The organism is Aetokthonos hydrillicola CCALA 1050 (assembly GCF_017591665.1).
GTDB classification, from domain to species: Bacteria; Cyanobacteriota; Cyanobacteriia; order Cyanobacteriales; family Nostocaceae; genus Aetokthonos; species Aetokthonos hydrillicola.
Map to the genome: position 1 here is coordinate 61,995 of NZ_JAAKGC010000023.1, position 19,933 is coordinate 81,927.

15 protein-coding genes are annotated in these 19,933 nt (G+C 37.5%); 11 read left to right on the forward strand and 4 right to left on the reverse strand.

Translation table 11 applies throughout. From position 1 onward, the window contains the following. The first annotated feature begins 6 nt into the window (after window positions 1–6). Both G4P69_RS14175 and G4P69_RS14180 read left to right on the forward strand, forming a co-directional pair. Window positions 7–945, forward strand: coding sequence for a serine hydrolase (locus G4P69_RS14175; RefSeq protein WP_208350340.1), 939 nt, complete (start codon window positions 7–9; stop codon window positions 943–945). 257 nt (window positions 946–1,202) lie between these two features. After that, on the forward strand, window positions 1,203–2,267 hold the full coding sequence (locus tag G4P69_RS14180) for a glycosyltransferase family 2 protein (RefSeq protein ID WP_208345018.1): 1,065 nt from the start codon (window positions 1,203–1,205) through the stop codon (window positions 2,265–2,267). A gap of 156 nt (window positions 2,268–2,423) precedes the next feature. Here G4P69_RS14180 and G4P69_RS14185 read toward each other — a convergent pair whose 3' ends face one another. Continuing rightward, window positions 2,424–3,647 (reverse strand): glycosyltransferase, encoded by a 1,224-nt coding sequence (locus G4P69_RS14185; protein WP_208345019.1) that lies wholly within the window; start codon window positions 3,645–3,647, stop codon window positions 2,424–2,426. A gap of 422 nt (window positions 3,648–4,069) precedes the next feature. Between G4P69_RS14185 and G4P69_RS14190 the strand changes: the two genes are divergently transcribed. After that, the gene (locus tag G4P69_RS14190) at window positions 4,070–4,228 is read left to right on the forward strand and encodes a hypothetical protein (RefSeq protein ID WP_208345020.1); all 159 of its coding nucleotides are present in this window, start codon (window positions 4,070–4,072) and stop codon (window positions 4,226–4,228) included. Between the two features lie 45 nt (window positions 4,229–4,273). Beyond that, on the forward strand, window positions 4,274–5,272 hold the full coding sequence (locus G4P69_RS14195; protein ID WP_208345021.1) for a glycosyltransferase family 2 protein: 999 nt from the start codon (window positions 4,274–4,276) through the stop codon (window positions 5,270–5,272). Window positions 5,273–5,373: 101 nt separating this feature from the next. Here the strand turns inward: G4P69_RS14195 and G4P69_RS14200 are convergent, their stop codons facing one another. Continuing rightward, window positions 5,374–6,645, reverse strand: a complete 1,272-nt coding sequence (locus G4P69_RS14200; protein WP_208345024.1) for a lipopolysaccharide biosynthesis protein — start codon at window positions 6,643–6,645, stop codon at window positions 5,374–5,376. A 98-nt stretch (window positions 6,646–6,743) separates the two neighbouring features. Then, window positions 6,744–9,149, reverse strand: coding sequence for a GumC family protein (locus tag G4P69_RS14205; protein ID WP_243902960.1), 2,406 nt, complete (start codon window positions 9,147–9,149; stop codon window positions 6,744–6,746). A gap of 754 nt (window positions 9,150–9,903) precedes the next feature. Between G4P69_RS14205 and G4P69_RS14210 the strand changes: the two genes are divergently transcribed. The 7 genes from G4P69_RS14210 (at window position 9,904) to G4P69_RS14240 (ending at window position 18,940) form a co-directional block, all read left to right on the forward strand. After that, the gene (locus G4P69_RS14210) at window positions 9,904–11,187 is read left to right on the forward strand and encodes an O-antigen ligase family protein (RefSeq protein WP_310833783.1); all 1,284 of its coding nucleotides are present in this window, start codon (window positions 9,904–9,906) and stop codon (window positions 11,185–11,187) included. Next, window positions 11,171–12,118 carry a glycosyltransferase family 2 protein gene (locus G4P69_RS14215; RefSeq protein ID WP_243902961.1) on the forward strand — a complete coding sequence of 316 codons (948 nt, stop codon included), beginning with the start codon at window positions 11,171–11,173 and terminating at the stop codon, window positions 12,116–12,118. The genes G4P69_RS14210 and G4P69_RS14215 overlap by 17 nt, the downstream gene beginning before the upstream one ends. Before the next feature lie 173 nt (window positions 12,119–12,291). Next, the gene (locus G4P69_RS14220) at window positions 12,292–13,341 is read left to right on the forward strand and encodes a hypothetical protein (RefSeq protein WP_208350344.1); all 1,050 of its coding nucleotides are present in this window, start codon (window positions 12,292–12,294) and stop codon (window positions 13,339–13,341) included. Beyond that, window positions 13,338–14,741, forward strand: a complete 1,404-nt coding sequence (locus tag G4P69_RS14225) for an MBOAT family O-acyltransferase (protein ID WP_208345959.1) — start codon at window positions 13,338–13,340, stop codon at window positions 14,739–14,741. The genes G4P69_RS14220 and G4P69_RS14225 overlap by 4 nt, the downstream gene beginning before the upstream one ends. Before the next feature lie 13 nt (window positions 14,742–14,754). Continuing rightward, window positions 14,755–15,618: a DUF6492 family protein gene (locus G4P69_RS14230; RefSeq protein ID WP_208350346.1), complete on the forward strand. Its 864-nt coding sequence runs from the start codon at window positions 14,755–14,757 to the stop codon at window positions 15,616–15,618. A 31-nt stretch (window positions 15,619–15,649) separates the two neighbouring features. Next, a complete protein-coding gene (locus G4P69_RS14235; protein WP_208350348.1) occupies window positions 15,650–17,521 on the forward strand; it encodes a glycoside hydrolase family 9 protein in 1,872 nt (623 codons plus the stop codon). A 441-nt stretch (window positions 17,522–17,962) separates the two neighbouring features. Beyond that, window positions 17,963–18,940, forward strand: a complete 978-nt coding sequence (locus tag G4P69_RS14240) for a glycosyltransferase family 4 protein (RefSeq protein ID WP_243902704.1) — start codon at window positions 17,963–17,965, stop codon at window positions 18,938–18,940. Between the two features lie 201 nt (window positions 18,941–19,141). Here G4P69_RS14240 and G4P69_RS14245 read toward each other — a convergent pair whose 3' ends face one another. Then, window positions 19,142–19,927, reverse strand: a complete 786-nt coding sequence (locus G4P69_RS14245; protein ID WP_208345386.1) for a WecB/TagA/CpsF family glycosyltransferase — start codon at window positions 19,925–19,927, stop codon at window positions 19,142–19,144. Window positions 19,928–19,933: the final 6 nt, after the last annotated feature.

Sequence of the window (19,933 nt, forward strand, 5' to 3'; positions counted from 1 at the left end):
AGAACAATGATTTTTTTAAAAAAAGACGAACAACTCGAAAATTTGGGTAATAGCATTTTAGAGGCTACTTGGGAAGCATTTCCAACGTTAGCTCGTAATCAAATTGCTATGACATGGATTGTCTACGATCCACCTGTATTAGTAAATACAGGTGGTGCTGTGACTCCTGGAGATTTTTGGAATCACCGCTACCGTGGTTTTAATTATCGTGGTGTTGATCGAATTTATCCTGCAAGCGTTGTCAAGTTATTTTATCTGGTGGCTGTTCAGGAATGGCTGGATAAAAATATGATTTCCACAACCAAGGAATTAGAAAGAGCAATTCGTGATATGATTACAGAGTCTAGTAACGATGCTACTAGCTTAGTTGTGGATATCTTGACTGGCACTACATCAGGGCCAGAATTACCAATCGGACCTTTTGAGACTTGGAAGTATCAGCGCAATATTGTTAATCGCTATTTGCAGTCTTTGGGTTGGCCAGAAATGGAGACAGTTAACGTCTGCCAGAAAACTTGGTGCGATGGTCCTTATGGGAGAGAACGGGCTTTTGTGGGCGAGTTGTTAGAAAATCGCAATATGTTGACAACAAATGCTACTGCTAGGTTACTGCATAGTATTATTGGTGGGGTGGCAGTATCTAGTGCGCGATCGCAAACAATGATGGCGCTCATGAAACGAGACGTATTGGATTTGCCGACTAACGTTGAAGAAGATCAGATAACTGGATTTTTGGGGGGTGGTCTTCCTAAAAATGCCCAAATTTGGTCAAAAGCCGGTTGGACAAGTCAAGTTCGCCACGATGCTGCTTATATAGAATTACCAGATCAAAAACCCTACTTAGTAGTTGTATTTACGGAAGGTAAAGCAAATGCTAGTAATCGCTTGATATTGCCTTTTATATCTCAGTCAATTGCTGAAGTAATCGCAAATTTAGGTTATTAATTTAGCAGATTTAGTGTATAATAATTTCGATATTCTTTAAGGTCAAAGCATATAGCTGCAAATTATAAACATCAGGAACTCTGCTTAATTTCAAATAGTTTTGGCCAATCTCGTATAGGGTTTGCACCAACCGAAGACTGCTTTTGGTGTTCATGTGCATTGTCTTAAAAGTTAAGGATTTTCAGTAATTTATTAAGCAAATTCTATACGCCGATAGGTGTATATTCCTATACTTAAACCTTATAAAGTGGAATTTTATGGTTAAGCGGCTAGTAAGTATTATTATTAACAATTACAACTATAGCCAATTTATAAGGCAAGCAATTGATAGTGCATTAAGCCAAAACTATCCAAACACAGAGGTGATTGTGGTAGATGATGGCTCTACAGATAACTCTCCAGAAATTATTAATAGCTACGGTACGCAAATTATTCCCATATTAAAGAACAATGGTGGACAAGCATCGGCATTTAATGTCGGCTTTCAAGCTTCTAAAGGAGAGATAATTATCTTTTTAGATGCGGATGACTATCTTTTTCCAAAAACAGCCCAGGAAGTGGTTGCAATCTGGAAACCAGGTTTAGCAATTGTCCAATATCGTTTAGAGTTGGTTGATACGGTAGGAAAATTTTTAGATATCTACCCCTGTAGTGAAATTCAGCTTGATAGTGGCAATGTATTACCGATTTTGCTATCAAAAGGAAGCTACAGTGGGTTGGTAACCAGCGGCAATGCTTTTTCTAGAGAGGCTTTGACTAAAATTCTGCCAATGCCAGAGATGAATTTTCGCATCTGCGCTGACGGGTATATAACTACTCTCATACCTTTCTATGGACAGATCTTATCTATAGAACAACCACTTGGGGGATATCGGAAACATACCATTAATGCGTGGTCTTTATCTGGGAGGAATAAAATACAAGCTGAGCAATGTTGGAAGTCAATCAAGCACGACTTTCTGAAGTTTGAGATTTTGGCACAAAAAGCTAATGAATTTGGGTATGCTGTGACTAATAGTGTCGATTCTCGCAATTATTTCCATTTGCGGTGTAGGATAGCTTCTTTGCGCCTAGATCCCCGAAATCATCCAGTCCCCTATGATTCTAGGCTAGGATTAGCTTGGAAAGGTTGTTGGGCTACCTGGAAATATTCAGGGTACTCATCTTGGAAAAGAAAACTGATTTTGAGTTTTTGGTTCTTGTGGGTTGCTTTTATGCCCCAAGGGTTAGCCGAACCAGTCATTAACTGGTTATTGATGCAGCAATCCCGCCCGAAAAACGTAGATAAGATAGTGAAAAAAATTCGCTGGCTATTTGGTTAATAAAATTAAAGGTTTCCCGGTTTGTAAAGCCCACTCGCAAGGGAGATGCCGGTGGTGATCTCCTATGTTAAAAATTTTAATGTACGCTGTATTAGGACGAAGTCCCTAACGCAACGCCACAAATTCAAGGTGCGTTAGGTATTCCCTTTCAATTAATTAACATTTAGGTGGATTATTAATTAAATGTAAAGACTTAATATCGGACACAACGCTTTCAATAATCTCATATCCGAATAGCGATTCCAGCAATGTTCTATCAATATTAACCTTTTGAGAATTTGTCAACAAGTTGATGATTTCTCCTGCGAAAGATTCAGCACTCTCAGCGATTTGAAAATATTTCTTCACCTCTTCTGGTAAACCAGCTACGCCTTGAGGTGTAGAGACAATAGGTTTACCAGCACTCAGCATTTCTATAGACTTTATACTGACACCGCTCCCTACTAAAACCGGATTAATAAGAACACGTCCAGAATTGTAAACTGCTGCTGAGGATACAGGATTAATACTCAAATGCACTCCTGTTTGTTCCTGAGATAGCTTCCTAATTTCCTTAACAGGATTTGAACCTGCTATTAGCACTTTAACATTGGGTAATTTAGAAAGAATAAGAGGTAAAATTTGAGTAATAAACCAAACTATACCAGCTACATTGTTATCGGTATAAAGGTTGCCTAAGAAGACAATATCATACTCCGAGTTTTCTGTTTCATGCTTGCTGTTTGTTTCTAGACTCTTGTCTAAGGAAAACTCAACTATAGGCGGTAAATAACGCCCATTGGTAAAGCCTTGGTCTTGCCAGAACTTGAGGTCATCTACCGATATGTCATAAAATAAAGCGCTATTTTTCAGTAAACTTTTTTCGTACCCCTCCAAGTGAGAAACTGAAAAATACCTTTTTAGTCTACAGCGAAAGTCTCTGGTTGAACCGAGTAAACGACGATAGTATAGATGTTCTATATTGTGAGAGCGAGTAATGATAGGTATATTTAAGTGTTCGCTAAGTTCAGTAACAAACTCCCCAGCATGAATACCATCCAACCAAATGACATGAGGCTGAAAAACAGAAACATCCTTGACCAGCTTGCTTAACTCTTTTCCCCTAACAATTCTGGAGGTCACTTCCAAGGGATAAGTCAATAGGTCAATTAACCTCCGAACAATAGCGCTTGCTCCACTTTTAAAGGGAAGCAAATGAATTTCTTTTACATACTTCTCAATCTCAACTATTTCCTCTGGTTTTGGTGAGTTGCGATACCAGGATATAAGTTGAATCTGCACACCAACCTTAGAGAAGGCTTTTATCCTGCGCCATATATCTACCCGTGCTCCATGATTTGGTGGATAGGGTATATCTTGACATACTAAGGTAATCTTCATTACAAATCTGATTTCCGTTCTTAATTTTGCCTACATGAATATACCGCTTACGCAGTGTCTATATGCCCCGTGTTTCTTCGATAAAAGGAGTTGTGGAAGTATCATAATAATAACAGCAAATACCTTTTCAACGAGCCTTAAAAGTCACAGCATATTAATGAGTTAGGGTCGAGAAAACGAAATTTTCTTCAGTATACAGTATATACATATAATCTTCTCTTTAGAATATAAAAGAATTATACGAAGTTGGTCTATCCACGGTTAGATCGACTTGTACGTATATACCTAAAACCTTACACTAGTGGCTATTGAAAATAGACTTTACTTAATCCTTATAATGAAAAGGTTTCGTAAATTTTTGATGAACTAGAGGATGATGGGTTCATAGGTGAGGTGCCTTGAAGAACAGGTAAGGAATTGTCGTGAAAATTATTCAGGCAGAAGAACAAGAACTGGAGGCTTTACGAAACTGTGGATACTGGTTAAACTGGATCGATGTGTACGGAAATCTCCTTGGTTTAGCTACATCTGTTTGGTTAGCCCACATGATTTGCTTGCCCTTGTTTAAAAATTGGGCTTAAAATTATGTTTTTCCCAAAATTAGGCATTTAAAAAGGATTTGTAAGATGAAATTAGTTTCTGTAATAATCCCAGTTTACAGAGTAGAGAAATATATAGCTGCTACAGTAGAGTCAGTTTTGGCTCAAACTTATAAAAATTTTGAATTACTGATTGTTGACGATGGCTCTCCTGATAAAAGTATAGAAATTTGTCAGCAATTTGCAGATAACAGAATTAAAATTATTCGTCAAGAAAATGGTGGAGTATGTGCAGCGCGTAATACAGGAATTCGCAATGCTCAAGGAGAATATTTGGCTTTTTTAGATGGAGATGATTTGTGGTCACCAGAAAAGCTGGAAAAACATGTTGAACATCTGGAAAATTCTCCGCTTGTTGGGTTAAGCTTTAGTCGTTCTGCTTTTGTTGATGAAGCAGGAAAACCTTTAGGTATTTACCAAATGCCTAAACTAAAAGACATTACACCCGCACTGATACTTCGCCGTAACCCAATAGGTAATGGCTCCGCTCCAGTGATTAGGCAAGAGGTTTTTGCAGCAATTAAATTTCAGGAAAATTGTTATTTTGATGAGCAACTGCGTCATTTTGAGGATGTGGAATGCTGGCTAAGGATTGCTTTGCAAACTAACTGGCAAATAGAGGGTATTCCTCAACCTTTAACGCAGTACCGAGTCAATTCTCAAGGGGCTTCCACAAACTTAAGTAAGCAGATAGAGGATTTGGAAAAAGTCTTGGAAAAGACGCGATCCTATGCTCCAGATTTGATTGCTCAGCATGGAAATGCTGCTAAAGCCTACGAGTTGAGGAAATTAGCCCGTTGGGCTGTACGTCTGCAAGCAGGTCCCACATCTGTGAAAATGGCTCACCAAGCATTATCCACCCACTGGCGCATCATCATTGAGGAGCCACGCCGCACATTCATCACTTTAGCTGCTGCTTACTTACTGTTTGTGATCCCACGACCTTTTTATCGCCAAATAGAGGCGCTGGCTTTAAAAAGTATAGGAGGTAGTCAAAAAAGGCGGATTCTTAAAGAAGGAAGGTAAAGGTGTAGGTATTTAGTCGAAATACTTATACCTTTCCTTTTGGTTTGAAACCTAAACTCGTCGCCTGAAGCCGACGATTTTAAGTCATGGGTGCTGACTTCCTATAAATCCTTGCTTTTTGGAAAAACATAATTTGAAGCCCAAATGGTAAATATGGGCAAACATATCATGTGGACTAGCAGAACAGATGCAGCCACGCCAATGACGTTCCAATAAACTCCTATTAATACTGCCATTGTAAATATGCCAGTAAATATAACATGCCAACGCAAATCTAATTCAGGTTTATCTATCGCTACTAGTAGTTGTGAAGCAGCATCAGCAAAAGGTCTGGGAATTGCGGATAAGCAGATCAATATCAAAATGGGAGTAGCAGCTATCCATTTTTCACCAAAAACAATTGGTACGTAAAAAGGAGCTAAGCTGGACTGTAATAAAACAAAAGGAATAATCACCAAAGCGATAGTTTTCAAACTACTAAAGTAGCGTTTTTTGAATACAGCCCAATCATTGCGTGATGAACATAGATGGGGGAGTATTGCTGAATTTATGGAATTAATAATACTTAAGCTAATGCCTAACCCTGTGTTAAATCCAAAGAAATAGACTCCTAATTCTTTAACACCTATAAAGTGTCCAACAATTAAATAGTCTAAGTTATTCCTTAATGTTCTAAATAAGTTAACACCAAGAATATTTTTTCCAAAAGTAAAGATCTCACCCCAATGTTTTGTCGTAAATTTTTTACTAATACGCCAGGGATGATATCTGTAGTACATAAAAGTTTCTATAAGTGCACCTAATACTAATGGGGTAACAAATGACCAAACACCCATTCCTAAGGCTGCACATAAAGCTACAAGTGACGTAGTTATCAAGTTTTGCGTACTATCAGTAACAGCTATAATTTTAAAGCGATTTTCCCTCTGAATTAAAGTTCTTTGAATACTTGTCACAGGCCAAATTAGATACACTAATCCTGAGACGCAAATTGGTAAGATAATGTCTTGAGTTTTGTATAACAAAGAAATAGGAAAAGCCGCAAGACACTGAAGAATAAATAGGCTTCCAAAAACTGTCCAGTTCAACCAATAAGCAGAGTTACATAAATCCTCTAGTTCTTTTTCTTCAGCTTGAATAATTTTTGCAGTGATACCTACGTTTGCAAATGTTATCGAATATTCTCTCACTGTCATCAAGATTGCTGCTAGACCATAGTCGTAAGGAGTCAAAAACTTGGCTACAATGACTACCAATCCCAGACGGATTATTCTATAGACTATTTCTGATATGCCTAACCAGCTGAGATTACGAATGAACTGGTTAGATAGTTTTTTCTTACTTTGCTCGGTTAGTTTCTGTATGAAATTCACTATTTTTTGACGAAGAAAATTTGTGATGAGTACCAATTAGGAACTGCTAGGTTAAGCTGCCAATTGTACTCTCTCAAACTTAGAACTTGTAAGGCAGATTATAGTTTGGGATGATTTGTCACTATACCTAAAACTGGAAGGCGAGAGGTTTTGAGTTCATCCAACGCCTGATGAAAAGCGTTACGATCTGTTTTACCCAAACCCACAACCAATACAATTGCATCCAAGCGTTGAGCTAGGATATGGGTATCTAAAGAACCCATCAGTTTTGATGTATCATAAATGACTAAGTCAAATTCCTCTTGTGACTTTTCCACAAAGCGTTGCATTCTTTGGGAAGAGAACAATTTAGTAGGATTTTGAGGTACTTGACCTGCTGTGACAACAAAGAGATTTTCATCGTTGGGTGATTGTGCAATCACATCATTTAAATCTAGTCCATCTGAAAGTACTTCGCTCAGTCCTTTCGCATTTACTATACCTAAATTATGATGCAGTTGGGGATTGCGTAAATTGGCATCTATCAATAATACTCTTTTACCAGTTTCTGCTGCTATCTGTGCTATATTTGCTGCAACTGTTGTCTTTCCTACACTGCTTCCAGCTGAGCTAATAGCCATTGAACGGATAGGTATTTCATATCCCAGAGATTGAATTTTGTTGTAAAGAGAGTAAAAAGCTAGTTTGAATGTTGATGCCTCTTCTTGGCGAGATTTAACAGTACGTTTGACATCCTCCCCTGTTCCTTTTTTTCTAGTCTGATAGCTTACATCTGCTAGTTGTAATTTTTTAAGTTCTTTTTTGAGATCTTTCTCAAAAGGGATATTCCCTAACACAGATAGTTTTGTTGCACGTTTTACTTCATCAAAATCATGTAAAACACTTTCTGCATTTTCTATGAAAAAGGCAGTTAAAATACCCAAAAGTAACCCCGCAACTGCACCTAAGATAATATCACGCGGATGATTAGGTGACACTGCTATCAGTTTGCCTGTTTTATCACGTGGTATTGTAGGAGGCATAATTAGCTCCCAAGGGATTTCCTGCTGAGCAGCATCTAACCGCAGTGCTTCTTTTTTACCTAGCATTTGGGTTAGTGTATCAGTAGCAACACGCAAATCTCGTTGCATGTTAGAATACTGTCTTGAAACAACAGGATATTCCTTAACTTGCTGATTTAATTGCTGTTGCGCTCGATAGTTAGCTTGAAGACTCGTTTCTAGTAAACGAATTTGGTTAGCAGTGTTAGCGAGTTGTTGGATAAGTTCAACTCGAACAGTATTTTGATAAGTCCCAACCTGTGGAAGATTTCTGGCGTTACTGATGCTATTTCCTACAGCATTTCTCGCTTCTTGATTCAGTAAAGGTAAGAGCTGATTTCGTTGCTCACGCAAAGACTGTATAATTGGGCTGTCTTCCCGAAAGCGAGCTGATTCTGTAGCGATTTTTGCTTCTATGTCTCTGATACGAGTGAGTATCTGCTGATATTGGGGGGACTCACTTAAAGCGGATGCAGCGATCGCTTCATTTTGCTGCATTCCTAACTGACCTTGTAAAGAAGCATAAAGTGATTTAGATTCAGCTAGTTTTTTCTCAGTTTCTCTTATCTGTGCTACGTTTTCATCCTGTCTTTTCAGCAGTTGGTCACCTTGTAGTTCAGGGTTAAACACTCCATAACGCTGCTGAAGAGCTTGCAAGTCTCTTTGTAAACTACTAACACGTTGTCGTACTTTTGGAACTTGCTGATCAACAAATTTAATTCCTTGGCTTAAATTCGTTTGCTGCTGTTCTAAACTGTAATGGCGATAAGCTTGCGATATCTCGCTTAATACAGTTTGGATTTTGTCGGGATTGGATTCTCGATAGCGAACCTCTATAACTCTAGATAATTCTTTGCCTTGTTTTATACGATTAATATTGAGTGTACCTATTCGAGAAACAGCTTTTCCATCCACATCGTTACCAACAAGTTGGTCGTACTTTATATCTGGGTATTGGCTTTGAAGTTTACTCACTACTGGAGCCACTACTTTCGGACTCTTTAAAACTTCAACTAAAGCTTGATAATCTAGATCTGTCTTGTTTTGTTTTGTGATTTCGTTTACATTCTGTTGTAACGTTCTTGATAGTAGAACCAATAATTCATTTTCCGAAGATTTTAAAGGTTCAACTAACAGTTGAAACTTTCCTTCATATTCTGGAGTGCGAGTTGAAGTCCAAGCTGCTGCTGCGGTAGTAACAATAACTGTGACGCTAACAATCACAGCTATTTTACGACGTAATACTGCTGTAACCTGACCTAAACCGGCATTCTGTTCTTCAGCTTCTGGTATTCTCTTGTTCCAAGATGGCATCATCTGTTTTGGATAAGAATTGTTTCTTTGCTGCTGGAGGTTTTGTTCCTTAATTGGCATTGTGCTGTTATTCCCAACAGTTTCAAGTACAATAGCGGCTTGTTGATAAATGTTTCTTTTGTCTGTAAACTGGTTTGTAGCTAATAGCAATCATAATAGATCTTTAAGCACTAACAGTCAGCTAGCAATGTGTATTTCGATACAGTTTAACTAAGACATACAGTAAATCACTGTTCAAAAAGTGCGATTAATATCGAAGATTTTGTTATCTTAGGCGAGTTTTAAACTGAGTTAATCTCATTTACATGCTCTCTATGGTAATCTAGAATATAACTAATCATTATGGCAATTGTCTCTACAATACAACATATCCTGCCTACTCCGTCATACTCCTATCGTTCATCAAAAGTTTATCAAAAGCTCATAATCATGAAGATTAAGTAAAAGATGGCTTAAAGCTTTTGCTTATAGAGAAAAGTAACCATTTGTCCATGTATCCTTTCATTAGGATCAAGTGTTTTTACTGTTGTACGTCTTATAAGCATGTTATGTCCATACCGAAAAATAAATTGACCGCAAGAGTTGCAAAACTCAAATATTCCTTGACCGAACATTGCCCACTCTAGTACTTAAGCGAGTCGTAAATGAAGGGTCTAAATTGACACAACCTGACTGCGATAGACTAGGATCTAGAAAGGTTCCTCTGTTAAAATTTTCCTAGTCCTTGGGCTAGGAACGGGTCAGCTTTTATGGTCTCTTCATTTTTCCAAGAAAACGGTTGAGCAACATAAGAATTGAGAAGTATTTATTATTAAATCATATTTTTGCGTGAGTGCACAAGCACTTAAGGAACACAAACGTCACTGCTATGGTCAGACTTAAAAGTTTTGCAGAAAGGGTTTTTGTGAGCTTTGGTTTTTTCCTCTCCACAGCTGCCCTAATACCATCTCTTTTAGACAATGAAGAAACTGGTGGTCAACCAGTGGATCCATTCACTCCAATTTTGTTTATGACCATCTATGCTGTTACTTTAGTGCTAATAGTTGCAAGGAGCAAGACTTTTACACGTGTTGCTTCCAAAGAAATTTTTATCTGGCTACTAGTAGCACTAGCTGTAGCATCGATACAGTGGACAATGAGCCCAGAAATGACACCGCGTCGCTCTTTACTGCTGGTAGGCTCTACAGTTTTTGGAGCATATGTATCTACACGTTACAGCTTAAGAGAGCAGCTGCATTTATTAGCCTGGCCATTAGGTGTCATTATTGTACTGAGCTTTGTGTCTGCAATTGCAGTGCCATCTTATGGACTAATGACATATCAAGAGGGAGGAGTTCACGAAGGAGCTTGGCGCGGTATTATGACGCACAAGAACATACTAGGTCGTCTTATGGCCTTCAGTAGTATGGTTTTTTTGTTACTAGCTACTGGGGATTCTACCTCTGAACCCAAACGCCGTTGGATTTTTTGGGCAGGCTTTATTCTTTCAGTTGTATTAATTATACTTTCGACCTCTAAATCAGCTCTTGTTGTTTGTATAACAATGACATTGATTTTGCCTCTCTACAAAGCTCTACGAGGTAAATACAATCACGTGGTACCATTATTAATCCTTGTGGTACTTGTAACCGGTGGCACAGGTCTGTTACTATTTGATAACTTGGAAGTTATCGCTGGTGCTTTAGGGAAAGATTTAAGCTTGACAGGGCGTACGGATATATGGGCTGTGATGATAGAGATGATATCAAAACGCCCATTATTCGGTTATGGTTTCAATGGATTCTGGTTAGGGTGGGATACCGAAGTTTCAGCTTACGTTTGGCGTACTCTTGGGTGGGAATGCCCTTATGCCCACAATGGTTTCATGGATCTCCTGGCAGAATTAGGTATAGCGGGACTAGGACTATTTTTAGTATCTTTTGTGATCGGGTGCTTCAGAGCAATCAGCTTGCTACGTAAAACAAAAACTTTAGAAGGAGTCTGGCCATTACTATATCTGACTTACTTTATGGCATACAACATTACAGAAAGTACTTTACTCGCAAGTAACAGTAATTTTTGGATTGTTTATGTGATGGTGATTTTCTCAACAGCAGTTGAGAACGAGGTAGCTAAGATTGAGTATCGAAATAGATTTGTTGAAGAAGAATGGATTGATGTAACAGCATCTAATGAACACTATTTCTAACGGTTATACAAAGATGTTAGTTGCTATATGTATAGCAAGTTATAAACGTCCGGAAGGATTACAACGCTTACTAAAAGGGATTAATCACCTAAATGTTAGCACTAGTACGATCAATATAGAAGTCGTTGTAGTAGATAATGATGCGAACGCGTCTGCTAAAGAAGTTTGTGAAAAAATCACCCCAAACTTTAAATGGTCTCTAAGATACTATATTGAGCCACAGCGCGGTATTTCATACGTCCGGAATAAAGCGATCGCCAATGTTAGTGACGATGCAGAATTTGTAGCTTTCATAGACGATGATGAAGTTCCCGAGCCATCGTGGTTAAGTGAACTTTTATCTGTTCAAAGGATTTATAATGCTGATGTCGTAACTGGACCTGTCTTACCCCATTTTACAAAGGAAGCACCTGCTTGGGTTGTAAGAGGAAAGTTTTTTGAATCGGGTCGTTATCCTACAGGTTGTCTGTTGAAAGTCGCATTTACTAATAATGTAATAGTACGATCTGAAATTTTTAAGAAATTTGAGCAGGTATTTGATCATCGTTTTGCCATAACTGGTGGAGAAGATTGCCACTTCTTTATGCGTCTCTACCATATGGGATACAAAATGGTCTGGGCAGACAACGCTATAGTCTACGAATGGATATCCGACAGCCGTACCAATATGAAGTGGATTTTACTACGGGGTTATCGAACTTGGGGTACACACAGCTTATGTGAAAGAGAGTTTGAACCTTTAATTAAAGTCCAAGCAATACGTGTAGCAAAGGGTAGTGCATTGATTTTGATCGGAGTCTTGCTTCTTGTTCCATCTTTCACCTTCCAGAAACATATATTTGTCAAAGCCTTACTACGAATATATAGAGGATGTGGAACCTTTTCAGGTTTACTAGGAAGTCCTTATCAGGAATATAAACACCTTGAATAAAGTTTAGAGAAAGATAGTCCGTAGTGACTGTAATACTCTTTGCCTCCTGAGAAATATCTTTTTAAAAAATTTATAATATTTTAACATAGAATATTATATTCTTGTATAGAAGCATTTTTTGATAACCATTAAATTAAAGGGCTTATTTCGCTTAAAAAAATTAGGAACCCAGCATGAAAATTATTCTCAAAGGCGCAGCAGCAATTATGTGTGCACTATGTGCGTGGGAAGTTATCTTACAAACGACAATGGAAAAAAGCCCAGGATTTACACAGCACCCAGTAATGGGAAGAATTAATAAGCCAGGAACTTCTGTCGTTGGGAAAGAAGGATTTAGCAGGACAAAAATCAACAGCTTAGGAATGAGAGGAGATGAAATCTCATCAAAAGCTCAAAATGAATATAGAATTTTGTCTCTAGGGGATTCAAATACAAAAGCCGTTCAGGTAGCAGACGACAAAACTTACACTCATTTACTACAAGAGAAACTAAGAAATCATATTAAATCAAAATTAGTAACTACCGTCAACGCTGGCAGAGATGGCGCTTCACCTGCTCAGTTTATTTACCTTGCTGACTTTTATAAGTCTACTATTCAACCAGATCTCGTGGTTGTACAGATTGATGATGTATCTTTTACTCAATTTATGGTAGATAAAGGAAAGCAATTTTATGTAACAAAAGACAATAATAACTACAAAATAGTATATATAAAAGACTTTTCTAGCGATAATGCTTTATCAAAGCTTCTTCTCAAAAAAACGCCACAACTTAGTTTTCTCCTCAACTATTCAGTTGTGAGAGTTGGCGGAGATAACTTAAAAAATTTCTTTGTTAAAGAAGGAAAAAAAGAAGATAAAGAGAAAGATTTTCAAAAAATATTAAGATCGCAAGACTATACCCCTCTTGCAGATTGGGTAGTTCAGCAACTAAAAAATAAATATCAAGATAAATTAGTGATTTTGTATCTTCCTTTTATTCACTACAATAATCTGAATGAAGAGCCTTCTCCAATAGGGAATTTGCTAGAGACATTTAGTCAAAAACATAATGTGAAATTCGTCAATCCCAGGAAAGATTTTTTAAAATCTTATGAATTAACTCACCAGACAGCTTTCGGTTTTAATAACACTATCCCAGGAACAGGACACGCAAACGAAATAGGTCATGAGATCATTGCTGAAAGTCTGACAAATCTTTTGAAGGAGAAGATAGCAAAGTGATATTTTCCAGCATAGAATATTTTATTTTCTTTACTGTTATTCTTTTATTGATGATTTTTATAAAATCAAATTCAATTAAAAGAATTATTCTTGTACTAGCAAGTTATTATTTTTATGGGTATTGGGATTACAGATTTACCATTTTAATGTTGCTATTAACTGGTGTAAACTATTACGCAGCCTTAAAAATTGAGGGTAGTAAAGATAACAAACAAAAAAATCAATTGTTGATAGCAAGTATAGTATTTGACTTAGGTGTCCTGGGATTTTTTAAGTACTTTAACTTTTTCATCGACTCAGCAAATTTTCTTTTTAATCCTCTGAATATTAAGCTTCCTTTATTGAGTATTATCCTGCCAGTAGGAATATCTTTCATTACTTTTGAAGTAATGAGTTATACCATTGATATTTACCGTGGAGTGAACAAATCAGCTAAGACCTTTTGGGATTTTGCACTTCTGGTAGCGTTTTTTCCCCATTTAATTGCAGGCCCAATATTAAAACCAAAGCAGTTTTTACCGGAGATTAGACATGATATCACTATTAAGCGAGACAATGTAAGCCTTGGTATACAAATTTTTTTATTGGGTCTAGTTAGAAAAGTCTTGATTGCTGACCATCTAGCAGTTTTTGTAGACGTTGTCTTTGAAAATCCCCTCTCTTATAGTACGATCACACTGTGGCTTGCAGTCATAGCTTATGCTATGCAAATTTATTGCGATTTCTGTGGTTATACTGATATGGCAATTGGCTCAGCAAAATGTTTGGGATTTGATATTCCAAGAAACTTTGATATTCCCTACATTTCTCAAAGTGTCACAGAATTCTGGAGAAGATGGCATATCTCTCTTTCTTCATGGTTAAGAGATTATCTATATATTCCTTTGGGTGGTAATCGTAAAGGAAAGAAAAGGCAGTATATTAACCTTTTAATTACAATGTTATTAGGAGGCTTGTGGCATGGTGCGAGTTGGAATTTTGTTGTATGGGGTGGCTTGCATGGTATTGCTTTGGCAATTCATAAATTTTATATAGACAATGTACAAAAAAAGTATATACTCAATTCATTCCCATACAAAATAATTGCTTGGCTGCTCACCTTGACGTTTGTGTGTCTAACGTGGGTTTTCTTTAGGTCAACCAATTTCTCTGTCTCACTAGGTATTATCCAAAAATTGTTTTGTTTAACCTCTACTGTAGGCATTAATTGGTATGCGACTTCAGTATTTTTATGTCTTCCCTTATTAGTTTTAGTAGATTTCTGGGGTAATAAGTTAAGTCAAGGCTTCAAGTTAAAGCTAACTAGTTTTAAAGGCATGTTTTTCATGTGTTTTTTGATATTGGGATTACTGATTTTAGGCTCTCACAATTCCTCACCTTTCATTTACTTCCAATTTTAACTACATTTGCTAAATGAAGAACTTTGATTTTGCCATCGTTACTCCTAGCTATGCTCCAGATTTTGAAAGATGCCGCTTACTATCTTGGAGTATACAGCAATTTGTATCACCAACAGTTACCCATCACATTATTGTAGAACGTCGGGATCTAGAACTTTTCCGCCAGCTAGAAAGTCCTTATACGAAAATTCATATTGTACAATCGTTATTACCTTGGTGGATTCAACGCATATCTGGTTTCAAAAACGGTTGGTTCAGTTTCAAAAGCCTTCCTCTCCGCAATTGGATCGTACAGCAAATTGTCAAAATATCCTCTGCTCAATGTGTAGAAGAAGACGTTTTGGTATTTGTTGATTCAGATGTAACGTTTATACGCCCTTTCAACCTTGAAACAAGCTTTATACGCTCAGGCTTAGTTAGGCTTTTTAGAGAACATTCTTACGATGCACCAGCTCATGTGAAAGGACATCAAGCTGCAAATAAATTGCTTGGTATACCTAATAATGTCTACCCGGATCCTGGCTATATTGCTCAAGTGGTTACTTGGAAACGTGATAACGTATTCAAGTTATATCAAAAGTTAGAAAGCATTTCTGGCAAAGAGTGGCTTGAAGCTCTAGCTAATTCATGGAATCTTGCTGAGTATGTACTATATGGAGTATTTGTTGATCATTTTCTTAAAGAAGAATCAGGGCATTATCATGATTCTCAAAAGATTGTCCATGAATACTGGGACACTGAGCCTATGTCAGATGAACAGCTCGAAAAGTTCTTTGCAGAAATTCAGCCTCACCATGCGGCTGTCATGATATCTGCTAAAGCTGGCATACCTGTTGAAAGATATCAGCATTTATCTAAAATGGTTCCTACAATCTAGGTCAAGTTCTGACATAGTGTAGGATTATTGGATGAAAAAAATTATTCGATATGCTCTAAAGGTTTTATTGACTGCGATCGCAGCGGTTATTTTTGTCAATCATGGCTGTGCTGCATCTATGCAACCATATAGTTATATTATGGTGGATCAGTTTGGCTATCGACCTCAAGATACTAAAATCGCTGTGATTGCGGATCCGCAAGCAGGGTTTAACGCTCATAAAGGGATTACCCCTTCTCATACCCTTATTGTTAAAAACATAAAAACAAATCGTACTGTCTTCTCTGGAGTCCCTTCTGTTTGGAATAACGGTGAGACTCATAAACAATCCGGTGATAAAGCTTGGTGGTTTGACTTTTCAAAAGTCACCACTCCTGGTTCATACGTGATTGTTGATCCAAAGAAAAATACTCAGTCTCCTTCTTTTAAAATTCAGGACGAAGTTTATAAAACCCCGTTAAAGGTCGCTACAAAGATGTTTTTTTACCAGCGTAGCGGATTTGCCAAGAAACCACCCTATGCAAATGCTTGCTGGACTGACACACCAGGTTTTATGAAACCAAGACAGGATACTGAAGCACGCTTAGTTACCGATAAAAACAATCCAGCAACAGCTAGAAATGTTAGCGGTGGTTGGATGGATGCTGGCGACACTAATAAATATGTCACGTTTGCTGAACCTGTCGTCCATCAACTGTTAACCGCTTATCAGGAAAATCCTTCAATATGGACTGACGATTTTAATATACCAGAGTCTGGTAATCATTTTCCTGATCTTCTTGATGAAGTGAAGTTTGAGCTGGAATGGCTCAAAAAAATGCAGGATAAAGACGGTGGAGTTTTTATCAAAGTTGGTACCCTTGATTTTAAGGATGCAGCTTCTCCTGGTAAGGATACCCGTCCCCGATATTATGCTCCCAAATGTTCTTCTTCAACCATTGCGACAAGCGGTATGTTTGCCCATGCTAGCCTTGTTCTTGGTAAGTTCCCGCAACTTCAAAGTTATAGTTACGATCTTGCGCAACGCGCCAGATCTGCTTGGAAATGGTTTAGGAACAATCCTATAAACACCAATTGCGATACCCAGGAAATTAAGTCTGGTGATGCTGATCGAAAACCCGAGGAGCAAATTGGGAGTGGAGTTGTTGCTGCAATTTATCTATCTATGTTGGACAAGCAGCAGGAATATACCGACTATATCCGCCAGAACATCAATCAACTTAGTGCATTCCATGATGATACCTGGTCGCAATATCAGTCTCATCAGGGTGATGCTTTGCTGCAATACACGCGTTTTAAAAACGGAGACGCCGAAATTAAAAATAAAATTATCAGCACGTTTACAGAAAAGATCAAGAACAATCCCCAGGCTTATGGCGATACAAAAGATGGTGAAACTGATCCCTACCGTGCTTATATGCCAAACGAGCAGTATCATTGGGGTAGTAACTTAGTTAAAGCCAACATTGGGAATACCAACTTTGACGCAGCTTTGTATAAAGTTAACCCATCTCAAACTCGGTCTTACGAAACTAGAGCTTTAGATCATCTACATTATCTTCATGGGGTTAATCCTTTTGGAATAGTTTACTTGAGTAATATGTATAAATATGGCGCTAGCTACTCAGTGAATCGATATTACCATGCTTGGTTTGGACAAAAGGTTTTTGACAAAGCTCCAGGGGATCGCCGATGTGGACCAGCTCCTGGTTATGTTCCAGGGGGACCTAACAAAAACTATACTGGTTCAATAAGTATTGATAAAAACTTACCAATGAAAGCCTATGTTGACGAAAATAACACAAGTAAAACCCCTGCCAATGCTAATATTTGGGAACTGACTGAACCTGCGATTTATTATCAGTCTGCTTACGTAAAACTTCTATCTCACTTAATTAAATAGTATTATTTTTTTGACGTATCCTAGGTGTTGATAAAAAAATCACTTTATCAATGTATTTTTCATTTTACCTAATCTTTATCTAATCTTTAAAGGGAATTTGTTCCGTTGATAATCTCTATTCCCTATAATCGCAAGTGTAAGACCGCGTGCAATGTTAGTAGCTGACAAAAATTTAATAATCAGATATATAAGCTGCGCATAATCAAGTGTTAAAAGCTGGTTAATTGATCAAGAGTTAGATTCTATATACAGTATCTGGTTACAGGCACTAATTATATAGTATCATATGATACTGTATAATCGTGTCAAAAGTCCGCAGGCATGAAAACAGGACATCTTGCACCTGTTTGCTTTTTATCAATCAATCACCTTTATTAACTTATGTATTGGACAGTTGCTGCTCCTCAATTTAATCAATATAATTTGCCCAACGAGCCCTGGTTGACCAAATTCGTTCCAGGAGATCGACACGAACTTAATATAGTCCCGCGTCCAGTACCATTACAAAATTGGCACAATAAGAAGTCTTCTGTAACTGGACCTAGGGATTGGTTGATCTATTGGGAACACGGTTTCAAAGCAATGAAAAGTACGGAGGGAGGGGTGATCACACTTTTTCCTCAGCTACCAGCTGTGATAGGGATACAACAGTGCATCACTGGTAAGCGTATTCCTGTAGTTGCTTGGCAATTCAATATTGGCTCTTACTATAGTGGCGTGAAACGTAAGTTAGCCCAACTAAGTTTGAACAAGATTGATTACTTCATTGTTCATACACGCCGTGAAGTTGATATTTACCACAAATGGTTAGGTATACCTTTAAATCGTATAGAATTTATCCCTATTCATGAAAAAGAACTTCCTGTAACTGCTCCAGAGAATACAACAAATCCTTTTATCGTTTCACTTGGTTCCGCCCATCGGGACTTTCCTACTTTATTTCAAGCAGTGGAGAAGCTCAAGATACCAACAGTTGTGGGCTCAAGTCCAAAAGCTTTACAAGGATTAACCATTCCACCTGGAGTCAAAACACCATTTGGTATTGATAGAATAGAGTGTCTGCGCATAGCGCATGAGGCAAGATTAAGTGTTGTACCTTTACTACCAAAGCCACAAGCCATAGGCGCAGGGATTGTCACAATCATAGAAGCTATGCATATGGGTCGTGCTGTTATCGCAACACGCTGTCTTGGTGCAGAAGATTATGTTCAGCATGGTGAGACAGGTTTATTGGTTGAACCAGGATCTGTTGATGAGCTAATGGACGCGATCGCATTGTTATGGAATGATTCAGCGTTACGCAATAAACTTGCTCAAAGAGCTAAAGACTACGCCCAAAAACATTTTTCTTGCGAAGCCGCAGGAGCAGCTTTAGGTAGAATTTTAGATAAAGTCGCAGACAAAGCAGGTATGTATTAACTGTACGTTCTAGTTATTTCGTAATTTTAGAAATTTCTAAAGTTACAGCAATTTTCAGGTAATTAGACCACAGTCGTAGGGGCGCTGCGGCCTTGCGCCCTTACAAACGGTGTGGTTCATTTAGGTGAAAACTGCTGTAATAACTTGTAAAGTACATATTCAAGTATAAAATCCTTCCTGATCAGGAAGGATTTTATGCTATCATTTATCAGCTACTTGCAAGACTGATCTATTATCGTGATCATCTTTAGTTGCATATAAATTCAGCTTTTGTTTTAGAATTAGAAAAAAGAAAAAAATATCATCTATTAAGTATCTTTTCCACAATCTTTTCGGCTCAGATACTAGTCTAAAAAGCCATTCTAATCCTATTTGACTCATCCATTTTGGTGCTCTTTTGATATTGCCTGCTTCAAAATCAATAGTTGCACCTAATGCCATAAATATTTTTATTGATGATAGTTCATTTTTGTACTTATATAGCCATTTTTCTTGCTTTGGCGCACCCAATCCTATCGCCAAAACTGTAGCACCAGAACTATTAATCATCTTCAATATTTTTTGACATTCTTCCTCATTTTTTTCAAATCCAAAAGGTGGGGAATAAGTTCCCACAATAATATCTCTTCCTACTTTTTTATTGATTTTAGTTTGCGCTGTAGTTGCTACTCCTTCACGTGCGCCTAAAAGGAAAATTTTTATATTTTCGTTTTTACGGTGGTAATTGTAGAAATCAGGAAAAAAATCGGAACCCGATATTTTTTCTTTAAGAGGATTTCCTAGAAAACGAGAAGCATAAATTAGGATTTGACTATCACAAACTTTGTAATCAGAAATACTGTATGCCTCCAGAAATTCTGAATCCTTTTGGAGTTTCATTAAGTGGTCTACATTTGGAGTAAATACAACTCCAGACCGTAACGTTTCTAAAAATTCTGATTTTGATAAATTGTTAATTTCTATATTCAGAATTTTAACTTTTTGCATAGTAGA

Excerpts from the sequence above, each read along its gene's own strand:
- G4P69_RS14180 (WP_208345018.1), top strand. The coding sequence starts at position 1,203 with ATGGTTAAGCGGCTAGTAAGTATTATTATTAACAATTACAACTATAGC.
- G4P69_RS14185 (WP_208345019.1), bottom strand. The coding sequence starts at position 3,647 with ATGAAGATTACCTTAGTATGTCAAGATATACCCTATCCACCAAATCAT.
- G4P69_RS14245 (WP_208345386.1), bottom strand. The coding sequence starts at position 19,927 with ATGCAAAAAGTTAAAATTCTGAATATAGAAATTAACAATTTATCAAAA.
- G4P69_RS14175 (WP_208350340.1), top strand. The coding sequence starts at position 7 with ATGATTTTTTTAAAAAAAGACGAACAACTCGAAAATTTGGGTAATAGC.
- G4P69_RS14230 (WP_208350346.1), top strand. The coding sequence starts at position 14,755 with ATGAAGAACTTTGATTTTGCCATCGTTACTCCTAGCTATGCTCCAGAT.
- G4P69_RS14195 (WP_208345021.1), top strand. The coding sequence starts at position 4,274 with ATGAAATTAGTTTCTGTAATAATCCCAGTTTACAGAGTAGAGAAATAT.
- G4P69_RS14235 (WP_208350348.1), top strand. The coding sequence starts at position 15,650 with ATGAAAAAAATTATTCGATATGCTCTAAAGGTTTTATTGACTGCGATC.
- G4P69_RS14220 (WP_208350344.1), top strand. The coding sequence starts at position 12,292 with ATGAAAATTATTCTCAAAGGCGCAGCAGCAATTATGTGTGCACTATGT.
- G4P69_RS14215 (WP_243902961.1), top strand. The coding sequence starts at position 11,171 with ATGAACACTATTTCTAACGGTTATACAAAGATGTTAGTTGCTATATGT.